This is a genomic window from Paenibacillus vini (genome assembly GCF_018403325.1).
GTDB classification, from domain to species: Bacteria; Bacillota; Bacilli; order Paenibacillales; family Paenibacillaceae; genus Fontibacillus; species Fontibacillus vini.
Genome location: NZ_BOSL01000010.1, coordinates 73,639 through 85,870 on the forward strand (window position 1 = coordinate 73,639; position 12,232 = coordinate 85,870).

Here is a 12,232-nt window from a genome sequence, read left to right on the forward strand (position 1 = left end):
TGGAAATGAAAATGCATAATTTCTGACTATTTTCCAATAATAGGATTGTTAAACCCCGGTTTACATTTCGTTAGCTCATCCCCGAAAAGGGTAATAGTTTAATGATCCACAAACAATCCATTACTAAAATTAAAACTTGGAGGTACAACGAACATGGCTCATGAATTGCCCGACCTTCCCTATCCTGCAAACGCGCTGGAACCTCATATTGACGAGCAGACAATGAATATTCATCATGACCGGCACCATAATACGTACGTTACCAATCTGAATGCCGCTCTTGAGCAGGCGCCGGAGCTGCAAAGCAAAAGCGTGGAAGAGTTGATTTCAGACCTGAACAGCGTACCTGAAAATATACGCACCGCGGTTCGCAACAATGGCGGTGGCCATGCCAACCATACCTTGTTCTGGCAGGTCATCGGGCCGGGCGGCGGCGGAGCCCCCACAGGAGCCGTTGCCGAAGCCATCGATCGCGAATTGGGCGGATTCGACAAATTTAAAGAGGATTTTACAAAAGCGGCAACTACCCGCTTCGGCAGCGGATGGGCCTGGCTGGTCGTCGGTAAGGACGGAAAACTTGCGATCACCAGTACCCCGAATCAGGACAACCCGCTATCTGAGGGCCTGACTCCCATTTTGGGGTTGGACGTCTGGGAGCATGCCTACTACTTGAAATATCAAAACAAACGTCCCGATTATATTTCGGCCTTTTGGAACATCATTAATTGGGACGAAGTAAACAAGCGTTACGAGTCAGCAACAAAATAACACCACCCCAGGAGGGATTCCCATGTCAACGGACAAGCAGCATGGTTTGACGAACGATCCGCAGGAGATGCTTAAGGCCAAGCATGAGGCGGACAAGCAGAAGCAGCAGTTTACGAACTTTGCCCGCAGCGTCAGCGGAGATACCCCTGTCGACAATGGCCAGGTTTCGCCGGACAAGCACCATGAACCCGACCAGCAGAATAATATGAAGGATCAGGAGAATCGCATGATCTGAGGAAGTTTGAATCGCTAAAGAACGAAAAAGGCCGGACGAAGGATTACTTCCCTCGTCCGGCCTTTGTTTTGCCTTGTTAAGCTGCAAGCTACTTTAACTTTAACCTTTAGCCCCATAGAGGGGAATATTGCTTCAAAATCCGTAGAAATACATTCGGAAACGCAAGCGCCGCCATGTCCTCCGGTTTGATCCAGCGGTATTCCGCCGAGTCTTCTTCGAGCTCGGAGCCGCTTGTTTCGTATGCGGCCCCCGCTTCGGCAGCGGCAAGGCCGAGGCCCGGTAAGCCTGCGGCAGCGGCATGCCCGGCCGCTTCATGGAAGCGGAAAACGCGGAGATTCCAGTGGATATGGCTGAACGTATGCTCCGCGTCCATGAACGCTTCCACCGGTTGGGCGGGCACTCCCGCGGCGGCCAGTTCGGCGGCGAGCCGATCCATGGCCGGCCCGTCCGGCAGGCCGGCACCTTCGCCGGCGATCGCGGCTGCGGGGATGTGGGGCAGCTCCCACATCCGTGCGAGCAGCCCCGTATCCGGCCGGCGGCGGACGAGCACGCGCCCGGCGTGCTCCCCGTCACCCTCAACGAGGGCGGCGAGCCGGTACTCCGGCCGCGGAGGCTTCGCCTTGCTCTTCACCGGCAGCGTCTCCTCCACGCCCTCAATCCGGGCCGCACAGTGGGCCATAACCGGGCATACCAGGCATTGCGGCGATTTGGGCGTGCATACCAGTGCACCCAGCTCCATCAGCGCCTGGTTAAAGTCCGAGGCCCGTCCCCGGGGAATTAGTCCGGCGGCCAGCTCCTCCATCAGCGTACGGGTGCCGGTCTTCATAATATCGTCCCGAATCAGGAAATAACGGGAGAGCACCCGCATGACATTGCCGTCCACCGCCGGCTCGGGCTGATTGAAGGCGATGCTTAAGATCGCGCCGGTCGTATAAGGACCGACGCCCTTAAGCGCGGCCACATCCGCCTTGTTCGCGGGGACAACCCCGCCGTGCCGCTCCATGACCTGACGAGCGGCCGCCTGCAAATTACGGGCCCGTGAATAATAGCCGAGCCCTTCCCAGCATTTGAGCACATCCTCTTCGGGCGCTTCGGCCAAATCCTTCAGTGTAGGAAAGCGCCCGATAAAACGCTGGAAATATGGAATGACCGTGTCCACCCGGGTCTGTTGAAGCATAATTTCCGAGACCCAAATCAAATACGGATCACGCTGTCTGCGCCAAGGCAAATCCCTTTTGGAACGGTCGTACCATTCCAGCAGCTCGGTACTGAAATATGTTTTGCTGTCTATATTGTCCTGCATGTTCTTCTCCTTAAATTTCAGTCTATCCATTGAATGGATGTGGGGCCAGTACGTATAATGTTCCTTCGATCGCTGTTGGTTCCAGATTTCTTGAATTTATAGAATCTGAGAAGGCAGAAATCCGGAACCAAAGGCGAACGCTCCACTTCTTCGGAATCATTTTACTCCCTTGCCTGCATCCCATTCTTTTAATTCATCTATCTATGAATTAGCTTCAATCCAAGCGTTCCACTACCGCGAAGGCTGAAGCCAGTTGGCGTTCATGCGTAATGCTCAGATGAACAGTGTATTGCTCCGGGGACAATCCTAACCGATTCCACGCTCCGTCGGATAGCGACACATACGGCTTGCCGTGGCCATCAGGTAAAATCTCCATATCGACAAAGCCCAGCTTGCTGCCAATGCCGCAGCCAAACGCCTTGCTTAAAGCTTCCTTGGCGGCAAACCGCCCGGACAGGAACTCAGCAGGACGCGCACTGCATCCCGGAAGCTTCAGCTCTTCCGGCGTCAATACCCGCTGCTTCAGCTTGTCCCCCGCTTTTCCCTCCAGCATGCGTTGCATGCGTCCGATTTCCACCACATCATGACCGATACCATATATCAAAAGGCTGCCCCTCTTCCTCAATACGCTTCCTTATAGAGGTTGTTCAAAAAGTCATTTTTCCACGACGAAGCAGATCACGAAGTGGATTCGACGTCAAATCTTGAATTCAGCCGGGCCTTCCGTTGCTCTCGTACCCATGTACGCTCCGCTACTCAGTCCCTAACTTCATCCAACCTTCTTGGTCCTGAAAACCTGACTTTTTGAACTCACACTTAGAGATTCATAATTAAAAGGACTGTTCTATTGCTTCCAACTTACATTCCCATTGTAACAGGGAAGCCACCACGACGCGAGTCCGGCGCCCTCCCTATGTTATAATGAAGCTATTCTGCAGCATAACGGCAACTCCAAATATGAAAGGAGATATAAGCTTATGCCTATCGATTTTCAAATCCCCTTAAACGGTGGTCATCTGTTAAGATGCTCCCGCTTTCCCGCCCAGGAGCCTGCGGGCCCGGCGGCCCTGATTGTCATCGCCCATGGATATAAAGGATTTAAAGATTGGGGAATGTTCCCGCATGCCGCGGAATATTTAAGCCGCCATCATGAAGTCATCACCTTCAATTTTTCCCATAACGGCATCGGCAGCCAATCCGAGGAGTTCACCGAACTTGAGAAATTCGCCGTGAATACCTATGACCGGGAGTTAACCGATCTGGACGAGCTTATTACCTACCTACAGTCTGACCCAAGTTATGCCGGACTCCCCCTATTCCTGCTCGGCCATAGCAAGGGTGCCGGTGTCTGCCTCATCCATGCGCTCGACCATCCCGGCCAGGTTCAGGGCGTCATCTCGTGGAACGGGATCACGAACCTTGACTTGCTCAGCGACAAACAGAAGGAAGAGATGACCCGGACCGGCCGCAGCTATGTGGTCAACGGACGGACCGGACAGCAAATGCCTCTCGACAAAATAATCCTCGACGATCTTGACCGGCAGCGGGAACGGTTCGATCTTTTAGGGCGGATGGCCCGCGGCTCCGATTTCCCCGTCATTCTGATCCAAGGCTCCGAAGACGGCGCCCATTTGCGCAAGGGCTCCGCGGAACTAGTCTCCCTGCGGCCCGACATCACCTGGATAGAGATCCCGGGCGGCAACCATACCTTTGGAACCGTTCATCCTTTTCAAGGTTTTACGGAGCCTTTCCATGCGGCGCTTGAAGCCACACTCTCCTTCATTTCCAAGATTTCCGGAAACGCGCCTTCTTCCCATCGCCATTCCGGAGAGCAAGAATGATCAAGCTAGCGGCTCCCTCACCCCCTATACTTAACACATAGACCGGTCTGGAGGAAGTTCATGAACCATGTTGAAATCATTCAGCAAAGCATCGAGTATATCGAATCGCGGCTTGATGAGGATTTGACCCTGAAGGGGGTGTCTCAGGCAATGCATTATTCGGAGTATCATTTCCATCGTACCTTTCTTCATCTGGTCGGGGATACGGTTACCTCGTACATCAGGAAACGCCGTCTCTCCAAAGCGGCGGAGCTGCTTGCCTTCAGCAACAAGAAAGTGATCGACATTGCGCTGGAATGCGGCTTCGGTTCCCACGAGGCTTTTACTAGAGCTTTCCGCAAAATGTACGGCATTTTACCGTCGGCCTGCCGCAGACTGGGGCGTCCCCCTTTTCTCGTCGCCAGATTCGAGGCGCATGATCTATTCGATGAACAAATCTATTTGGAACGGGGAGAATTTCATATGGAATATCGGATTGAGACTTGTCCGGCAATGAGAATCATCGGATACGCGATTCAAACGACCACGACGGACGGACAGAACAACACGGAAATCCCGGCCTTCTGGCAAGCTTACATACGGGATCAATTGGGCGCCAATGTGCCCGGCAAAAAACGTCCCGAGGTAGAGCTCGGCGTTTGTACTACCATGGACGAAGACGGCACTTTCCGCTACATCATCGGTTTTGAGACCGACGACAAGACCGAGGTACCGGAAGGAATGGTGGAGCTCACCATCCCGGAGGCGACCTACGCCATCTTTACGACCCCGCCGGCCGATCGAGCGGATTTCACCGACTCCATCCAGTCAACCTGGAACAAGATTTTTAGCGAGTGGTTCCCCACTTCCGGATACGAACAGGCTTACGCTCCCGACTTTGAATGGTATGATCAGCGGTGCTGGCCTGACAAAGGCCAGCAGATGGATATCTACATTCCTGTTCAGCCCTCAACCAAGCAATAACGAACAAGAAGCCGGCATTAGCGGATAACACAAAAATATAAAATGACGGTGCATGGATCATCATCTCCATAGCACCGTCATTTTTTTGGTCTTTCGCTCGTTATTCATGCTTCCGGAATATCATTCATAGCGCAGCGATTCGATCGGATGCAGCTTGGAAGCTTTGTTAGCTGGATACAGGCCGAAGAAAATGCCCACCGCCGCCGAAAATCCGAATGCCAGCAGGATCGCCCAGAGGGACACCACGAAGGGCCAGCCCGAAATTAGGGCGAACAGATACGCGGCAAACAATCCCAGCAAGGCTCCCACCGTTCCCCCGATAAATGAAAGGATGACCGCTTCAATCATAAACTGAAGCATAATCGTACCCGGCGTGGCTCCGATCGCCTTGCGGATCCCGATCTCACGCGTCCGCTCCGTGACCGAAACGAGCATGATGTTCATGACCCCGATTCCTCCGACAAGAAGGGAAATCCCCGCAATCGATCCGATGATCGTCTGTAAGATAGAAAATGTGCTGGATACCATCTTTTCCGCGTCTTTTCCGCTTTCGGTCAAGTAGGAATCCGGCTCCACGTTTTTCCTGTCGGCCAGCCAACTCTTAAGGGTCTTCATCGTCCCTTCCATTTGATCCGGGGAGGAAGCTACGATCTCCAGCATCCCGAGCCGCCCGTTATCCCCGGCTTCTCCAAATGAAACCGCCGTGATAGGCACATACCCGGAATACCTTTCTCCTTCCATCCCGCTCAAGATATTCTCCTCCGTCTTGTATACGCCGATAATGCGGAACGTATCGTTCCCCAGAACGACTCTTCTGCCGATGGCTCCTCTTGCCGAGCCAAACGCCTTCTCCGCATATTTTGCGTCGGCCACAATGACTTTCTGTCTGCCTCTTTCCTCCTGTGCGCTAAAAAATCTGCCCGCCGTGATATCCAGCTTTTGCATTTTGGGCATCTCCGAGGTAGTTCCCGTTAAGGTGAAGCGCAGCTTATCCTGCTTCAGCTTCGTCGTCACACCATAGCCAAGGGAGGCAGAGACATAACGAATGCCCGGAACCTTGCGTACTTCAGCTATATCCCGCAGCCGGAAATCGGCCTTCTCCACATTACTTTCATCATTATAATTCGGATAAATTACAAAATAGCCGTCTTCATAATTGGAAACCATCGAAATAATGGAGGATTGACCCGCCTGCCCGATAGACACCACCGTAACAACCGCAGCGACCCCAAACACAATGCCGATCATCGTCAAAAAAGAGCGCAGCTTATTCATCCGCAAATTATCCAGGGCGACCCATACGCTTTCCCAAATGCTCATAGGCGGGCACTTCCCTTGCGCGTATCCTTAAGCAGTTTGCCGTCTCCGAACAGTAGCACGCGGTCCGCATGTTCCGCGATATCCGGCTCATGCGTGACCAGAACAATCGTCGTCCCTTCCTGGTGAATCTCTTTGAACAGAGCCATGATGTCATGGGAGGATTTCGTATCCAGATTCCCGGTCGGTTCATCCGCGAGCAGGATGGGAGCATCCATCGTCAAAGCGCGGGCGATCGCTACCCGCTGCTTCTGTCCGCCGGACAACTCGGTCGGCCGATGCTTCACCCGATCCTTAAGCCCCACCTTTTCCAACAGTTCCAGCGCCCGCTCGTTCCGCTTTTCCCGAGAAATCCCTGCGTACATCATCGGCAGCGTCACATTTTGCAATACCGTTTGCCTTCCCAGCAGATTGAAGCTCTGAAATACAAAACCGATCTTGCGGTTGCGAACCCGGGCCAGGTCGTCCTCATTCAGCATATGGACTTCCTCACCGTCGAGCACATAACTGCCGGAGGTCGGTACGTCCAGGCATCCGATAATATTCATCAGCGTCGATTTGCCGGAGCCCGAAGTCCCCATAATGGCTACGAACTCGCCACGTTCGACCTGCAGATTGATCTGGCTTAGTGCTTCCACTTCGAGCGGTCCATTTTTGTAAACTTTAGTGATGTCCGCCAGAGTAATCATTGGATGGCCACCTTGTCGCCGTCCCGAAGCGAATCCGCGCCTTCCACCACGATCCGCTCTCCTTTGGCGGCTCCGTTTACGATTTCGATCTGTTCCTCGCCCTCCTTGCCGGTTGTGACGGGCACTTGGACGGCTTTGTCTTCCTCGACAACGAACACAAAGGCCTGATCCCCCTCGTACTGTACAGCACCGATCGGAACGAGAAGCCGCGGCTTGTCCGGAATTTCCATGGCGATCGTCACATTGTAGCCGGAACGAAGCTCAGGCGACGCGGATTTCAGACCTACCGTCATTTCTACTGAGGCATCCTTCGAAGCGGGATCCACGACCTCCGCCGTCGGTGCCAAATAAGTCACCTCACCGTCATAGGTCTCTGCGATGGATTCGCCGGTAACGACAGCCTTCATCCCGACGGCAGCTTTACCGGCATCCAGTTCATTCAGATAAGCGCGAACCTTGTAGGCCGACAAATCGGAGATGGAGACAATTCCGCTTCCTTCGGCAATGAGCTGGCCCTCATTCACGGCTAGTCCGGTAACGACTCCGTCGACGGTCGCATGCACGGCGCTGTGCTCCAGTCTTCTCTCCAGAGATTCGATCGTTAGCCTGCTGCTTTGAATGCGCAGATCATAGGCCGTTAAATCCAGTTCCTCCACTTCCAGCCCGGGGTCCTCGCTCATCAGCTTTTTAAAGTTCTCGAAATGCTGTTTTTTAGCTTGAAGCCGCTCGGATTCCGCCAGTTGCAGATTCAGGCGCTCTTTCTCCAATTGTTCCTTGATTTCGTCCATCTTGAGCGTCAACAGAACTTGGCCTTTGGTCACGGAATCGCCCAGTTTGACGCTTAACTCTCCTATGACCCCGCTGGCCGGAGAATATACCTCCGTCGTCTTCTCCGGCTCCAGCTTGCCATTGGTGTATATCTCCTCTACGATCAATCCTTCTGCAACTTCGGCGGTCTTCACTGGTGTTGCCCGTTTTATGTTCATCAGGTTGACGAGAACCAGGCCGATTACGATTAATCCAAGAATCAGTCCCCAAATCCACTTTCGCTTTAACACTTCCATCACCCTATCCTATTCTCTGGTCAAACGAACAACAACGAGCCCAGTGAAAACACGAGCCAGGTGCCGACAATCCACATGCCAACCGTCTTTCGCGGCCGTTTCATCATCACCGAAGCGCCGATCACATAGAGGACCAAGCCCCAGATAGCGAACGGATTACTCAACGTCAAAACGTAATACAGCATACTTGTCTTATCCGATACGAGGGCGGCCAGGCTGATCGAAACATCCGTGACCGCCTTCGCTTCGGTGGCATAAACCATAATTCCGGCGAGCAAGCTGCCAAGCATCCCTGGCAAAGCCGCGTAGGACATCATAGTTACCAGTTGCATGTACTTGGCCTCACCCCGGACAATCAGGTTCAGAAGCACATACAGCAGGGCTCCGACAAAAATCATGGCCACAATACTCAGCGGCGTCGTGACTATGGAGACGACATTAGTAGAGGCCACAATGCTGTCAATATTACTTGGATCGACCAGCCCTTGCTTTTTCAAAGCATCCATGGTCGCCTGCTCCATGGCCGGCAGTTGCAGATAAATCGCCACCGTGGATACTACCATTAGCAAGATTAAAGGAAAAATCCATGCCGTCTTGCTTTTTTCCCTGACCCTTTGGAACGTTTCCGTTGGCGATACGAAAATGGTGAACAAGTTTTTCAAGCGCAATCCTCCCTAGCTCCGTTTTTTCATCATTAGGTATGTATTAGAAACAAGCTGCTAATATGTATACGGAAAACTATGGAATAAAGATTCGGAAGCTTTGAAAAAAGTCACCAATTCAGTAAAATCAGATCCCCGGAATCGGACTTCGTTTATGCTCCGTCTTCCGGTACAAAGACTCCAAGCGCTCCCGGACTGCCGGCTCTACCTCTTTCCCCTCCAAATAATCGCTGTTATCCTCATAGCTGATTCCAAGTTCCTTCTCGTCGGTTTGACCCGCCCACAGGCCGGCTGACGGTGCTTTGTCAATGATATCGGCCGGCACGCCGAGATGGAGCGCAAGCTGGCGCACCTGCCGTTTGTTCAGCGAACTGAGCGGCGTAATATCGACGGCCCCGTCTCCCCATTTGGTATAGAACCCCGTAATGGCTTCCGAAGCATGATCGGTACCGACCACCAATAAATTGAGTTCAAAGGATAGGGCATATTGGACAACCATGCGGGTCCGTGCTTTGACATTGCCTTTGCCCTTATGGCTCAGATGCCGGAATTGTCCGATATTTTTTAATCCGTGTTCCGTTTCCAACGCGATTTCGTCAACCGCATCCTCGATATTCGTCTCTACCGTATGCGTCAAACCGAAGGCCTTGGCTACCTCGTAGCTATGCCCGATATCCTCCTGCTCTCCATAAGGCTGAAATACGCCGAGCGTGATATATTCCCGGCCCGTCTCCTCGGTCAATTCATCTGTCGCACGCTTGCACAGGGCGGTCGCCACCGCGCTGTCAACTCCGCCGCTGATTGCGATCAGCAATCCTGTAGTACTGGAGCTCAATACATGCTCCTTCAAAAAGTCCACCCGGCTGCGGGTCTCCTCCTCCACGTCAATCGCGGGCTTCACACCTAAACGTTCAATGATTTCCTGTTGCAAACTCATTTTTTATCCCTCCGTTATCTGCACTTATGCAATATGTAAAACGTAAAACGCCCCGCAAGTCGCTGTAAATTCCGATCTGCGGGACGCTTGGGTCCAATCATTAAGTTAGAGCCTTAACGGCAAAAGCGGTCAAATGCGCTTGTCAGATCAGCGGCAATTTCTTCAGCCGAACGATCCTCAATTTGATGACGCTCGATAAAATGTACAAGTTCTCCATCCTTCATCAGTGCAATCGAAGGCGAAGACGGCGGATAGGGAGCAAAGTATTCCCGAGCCGTCGCAGTTGCTTCTTTATCCTGCCCTGCAAAGACCGTAAACAAGTGGTCAGGAGTCAAATCATGCTGCAGCGCTTTGGCCACGCCAGGGCGGCATTGTCCGGCCGCACAGCCGCAAACCGAGTTTACAACGACCAGCGTCGTACCTTTTGCGTCAGGCAAAGATTCCTTTACTTCCTCAGGAGTGCGAAGCTCCTGAATTCCCAGAGAGGTCAGTTCATCCCGCATCGGTTGAACCATATCTCTCATATATTGATCAAATGACATTGACATAGCTGTATCACTCCTCATGAAAACTGGTGTCTCGAAAGCGGACCCTCCGCTTCGGCATCAAACTATATATAATTATACATTCATAAGGAAGGAAAGCAACTTTACATCCACCGTTATATGTATATTCTCATACTCGGCATCCCCTTACACTGCAAGGTTTTGCAGACTAATCTTCCATCGCCGAGATTGCTGTATTGCGGTGAAGCTGCGAAGTTTGAGCGAATGGAAAAAATACGGTAAACGTTGTGCCCTTCCCTTCTTCCGATTCGATGCTGATTTTGCCGCTATGCCGCTCCATAATACTTAGACAAAGCGACAGACCCAGCCCCGTTCCCTGCGATTTTGTCGTAAAAAAAGGTTCGAAGAGTCTTTCCTGCTGAGCCGGGGAAATGCCTGCTCCCGTATCCTTGACATATAGCTCCACACCGTCTGCGCAGCACTTTGTCTCCAGCACCAGCTGTCCCTTATCGTCCATCGCTTCCATTCCGTTGCGCCCCAGATTCAAAATCAGCTGTTTGATTTCCTTCTGGTTCAACAGCAGCTCCGGAACCTTCTCATCCAACATAACCTCGATGCTTTGGCCCCGTAGATTGGCATCCGCCCACAGGAGAGGCGTTAGTTCCTTGATGATTTCATGCAGGCTGCAAAGCTCCATCTTGACGGCCCGGTTCTGCGCCAGGGACAAGAAGTCGTTAATGATACTGTTGGCACGGTCTAACTCCTCCATCACGATCCGATAATAATGTTCCAGAGAAGAAGGACTCTTCTCCCGCATCAATTGGAGAAATCCCCGAACCACGGCCATCGGATTTCGAATTTCATGCGTAATCCCCGCAGCCATCTGCCCTACGAGACTGAGGCGTTCGACATGATTCAGTTCCTTGCGGAACGTTTCCAGCTCGGTAATGTCCTGAATAACGACCACCGCGCCGATCGTTTCGTCGGTGTGGCCTTTTGTGATCGGTGACGTACTGGTAAAATAGATTTGATCCCCGTTCTGAAGCAGCTCCCGAGTTTTCGCATTTCTTTCCAGCGTCTCGGTAGCCCGGGAATTCAGAACTTGGAATTGACTGTCGGTAAGAACCGTGTTCAGCTTGTGCTTAATCAGGTTTTCTCTTGTCGCAGCAGGATCACTTTTGCGGTACAAGCGGAGAAATGTCTCGTTAATCGCCATAATATCTCCCTGCCTGTCGAGCAGAATAATGCTGAGCGGAGCGGCATCCATACTCTGCTGCAGCTTCTCCGCCTCGCGGAAGTAATTGCGTGACAACTGCATAACCTGGAGGCGAAGCTTTTCCTTCTCCAGAGTATGCTCAATCATATAGACGAACAGCGACCCGATCAGGAGCGTTACAAGAATATTAATCAACGCTGCAGCCAGGGAAAACAAGTCGGTTTGCAGCGTCTCCATCCCGGTCAGAAACGGGGAAGACGTAATCATCAGCTCACCGGCGACAAAAAATACGGATAGGGTTACGACCTTGCCGTGCCGCCCCGTCATTTTGAAATAATTAGATGTCAGGAGCACCAAGGGATACAGAAGCATCCCTGTTTCCAGGATTAAGCCGGAAAAAGTGAAGTTTAATGCAAATAAGGGATAAAGCAGCAGATGAAACAGCCCCAGCGCGATACCATCGCGCAACCGGCCATAGAGCATCAAGGCAAACAACGGCAAAATACCATAATTGATCGGAATGTAATCCCATAAGCGGGTGGAAAAAACAGAGCAAAGCAGCATGCTTAACGTACAGGTATACAAGAGTCCTACGGAATAGGATTTTTTGCGTCCGGCCCCTTCCTTCGGCATCGAATCGGCGGCGGATTTCCCATAAGACAACGGGAACAAAAATGCAGGTAAACCGGCAACCAGCATCTGCAGCAAGACTTCTTTTATCTCCCCCACGT

Annotated in this window: 13 protein-coding genes; 4 read left to right on the forward strand and 9 right to left on the reverse strand. The window is 52.3% G+C overall.

Features of this window, described 5'->3' with window-relative positions; genetic code table 11:
- Positions 1–153 precede the first annotated feature (153 nt).
- Together KJS57_RS15775 and KJS57_RS15780 are read left to right on the forward strand one after the other, a co-directional pair.
- Positions 154–768: a superoxide dismutase gene (locus KJS57_RS15775; protein ID WP_213655533.1), complete on the forward strand. Its 615-nt coding sequence runs from the start codon at positions 154–156 to the stop codon at positions 766–768.
- A 22-nt stretch (positions 769–790) separates the two neighbouring features.
- Positions 791–1,003 (forward strand): hypothetical protein, encoded by a 213-nt coding sequence (locus KJS57_RS15780; protein WP_211023710.1) that lies wholly within the window; start codon positions 791–793, stop codon positions 1,001–1,003.
- Positions 1,004–1,109: 106 nt separating this feature from the next.
- Here the strand turns inward: KJS57_RS15780 and mutY are convergent, their stop codons facing one another.
- Positions 1,110–2,306 (reverse strand): A/G-specific adenine glycosylase, encoded by a 1,197-nt coding sequence (gene mutY, locus KJS57_RS15785; RefSeq protein WP_213655534.1) that lies wholly within the window; start codon positions 2,304–2,306, stop codon positions 1,110–1,112.
- 214 nt (positions 2,307–2,520) lie between these two features.
- A complete protein-coding gene (acpS, locus tag KJS57_RS15790) occupies positions 2,521–2,910 on the reverse strand; it encodes a holo-ACP synthase (protein ID WP_211023712.1) in 390 nt (129 codons plus the stop codon).
- Positions 2,911–3,283: 373 nt separating this feature from the next.
- On the opposite strand from acpS, the gene KJS57_RS15795 reads away from it, so the two are divergent.
- Entirely contained in the window at positions 3,284–4,147 is an 864-nt protein-coding gene (locus KJS57_RS15795) for an alpha/beta hydrolase (protein WP_213655535.1), read from the forward strand.
- A 60-nt stretch (positions 4,148–4,207) separates the two neighbouring features.
- Positions 4,208–5,110 (forward strand): AraC family transcriptional regulator, encoded by a 903-nt coding sequence (locus KJS57_RS15800; RefSeq protein WP_213655536.1) that lies wholly within the window; start codon positions 4,208–4,210, stop codon positions 5,108–5,110.
- A gap of 120 nt (positions 5,111–5,230) precedes the next feature.
- On the opposite strand, the gene KJS57_RS15805 is transcribed toward KJS57_RS15800, so the two are convergent.
- The 7 genes from KJS57_RS15805 to KJS57_RS15835 all read right to left on the reverse strand — a co-directional run bounded on the left by KJS57_RS15805 (position 5,231) and on the right by KJS57_RS15835 (position 12,230).
- A complete protein-coding gene (locus tag KJS57_RS15805; RefSeq protein ID WP_213655537.1) occupies positions 5,231–6,430 on the reverse strand; it encodes an ABC transporter permease in 1,200 nt (399 codons plus the stop codon).
- A complete protein-coding gene (locus KJS57_RS15810; RefSeq protein WP_211023720.1) occupies positions 6,427–7,116 on the reverse strand; it encodes an ABC transporter ATP-binding protein in 690 nt (229 codons plus the stop codon). Before KJS57_RS15810 ends, KJS57_RS15805 begins: the two co-directional genes overlap by 4 nt.
- Entirely contained in the window at positions 7,113–8,180 is a 1,068-nt protein-coding gene (locus tag KJS57_RS15815) for an efflux RND transporter periplasmic adaptor subunit (protein WP_244861588.1), read from the reverse strand. The genes KJS57_RS15810 and KJS57_RS15815 overlap by 4 nt, the downstream gene beginning before the upstream one ends.
- Positions 8,181–8,200: 20 nt before the next feature.
- Positions 8,201–8,842 carry a YIP1 family protein gene (locus KJS57_RS15820; protein ID WP_211023724.1) on the reverse strand — a complete coding sequence of 214 codons (642 nt, stop codon included), beginning with the start codon at positions 8,840–8,842 and terminating at the stop codon, positions 8,201–8,203.
- A gap of 127 nt (positions 8,843–8,969) precedes the next feature.
- Complete coding sequence (gene nadE / locus KJS57_RS15825) at positions 8,970–9,779, reverse strand: NAD(+) synthase (RefSeq protein WP_213655539.1); 810 nt, start codon at positions 9,777–9,779, stop codon at positions 8,970–8,972.
- A gap of 113 nt (positions 9,780–9,892) precedes the next feature.
- A complete protein-coding gene (locus KJS57_RS15830) occupies positions 9,893–10,327 on the reverse strand; it encodes a BrxA/BrxB family bacilliredoxin (protein WP_211023729.1) in 435 nt (144 codons plus the stop codon).
- A 166-nt stretch (positions 10,328–10,493) separates the two neighbouring features.
- Entirely contained in the window at positions 10,494–12,230 is a 1,737-nt protein-coding gene (locus KJS57_RS15835) for a two-component system sensor histidine kinase NtrB (RefSeq protein ID WP_213655540.1), read from the reverse strand.
- Positions 12,231–12,232: the final 2 nt, after the last annotated feature.

Excerpts from the sequence above, each read along its gene's own strand:
- nadE (WP_213655539.1), bottom strand. The coding sequence starts at position 9,779 with ATGAGTTTGCAACAGGAAATCATTGAACGTTTAGGTGTGAAGCCCGCG.
- KJS57_RS15810 (WP_211023720.1), bottom strand. The coding sequence starts at position 7,116 with ATGATTACTCTGGCGGACATCACTAAAGTTTACAAAAATGGACCGCTC.
- KJS57_RS15805 (WP_213655537.1), bottom strand. The coding sequence starts at position 6,430 with ATGAGCATTTGGGAAAGCGTATGGGTCGCCCTGGATAATTTGCGGATG.
- KJS57_RS15830 (WP_211023729.1), bottom strand. The coding sequence starts at position 10,327 with ATGTCAATGTCATTTGATCAATATATGAGAGATATGGTTCAACCGATG.
- mutY (WP_213655534.1), bottom strand. The coding sequence starts at position 2,306 with ATGCAGGACAATATAGACAGCAAAACATATTTCAGTACCGAGCTGCTG.
- KJS57_RS15795 (WP_213655535.1), top strand. The coding sequence starts at position 3,284 with ATGCCTATCGATTTTCAAATCCCCTTAAACGGTGGTCATCTGTTAAGA.
- KJS57_RS15775 (WP_213655533.1), top strand. The coding sequence starts at position 154 with ATGGCTCATGAATTGCCCGACCTTCCCTATCCTGCAAACGCGCTGGAA.
- KJS57_RS15780 (WP_211023710.1), top strand. The coding sequence starts at position 791 with ATGTCAACGGACAAGCAGCATGGTTTGACGAACGATCCGCAGGAGATG.
- KJS57_RS15815 (WP_244861588.1), bottom strand. The coding sequence starts at position 8,180 with ATGGAAGTGTTAAAGCGAAAGTGGATTTGGGGACTGATTCTTGGATTA.
- KJS57_RS15800 (WP_213655536.1), top strand. The coding sequence starts at position 4,208 with ATGAACCATGTTGAAATCATTCAGCAAAGCATCGAGTATATCGAATCG.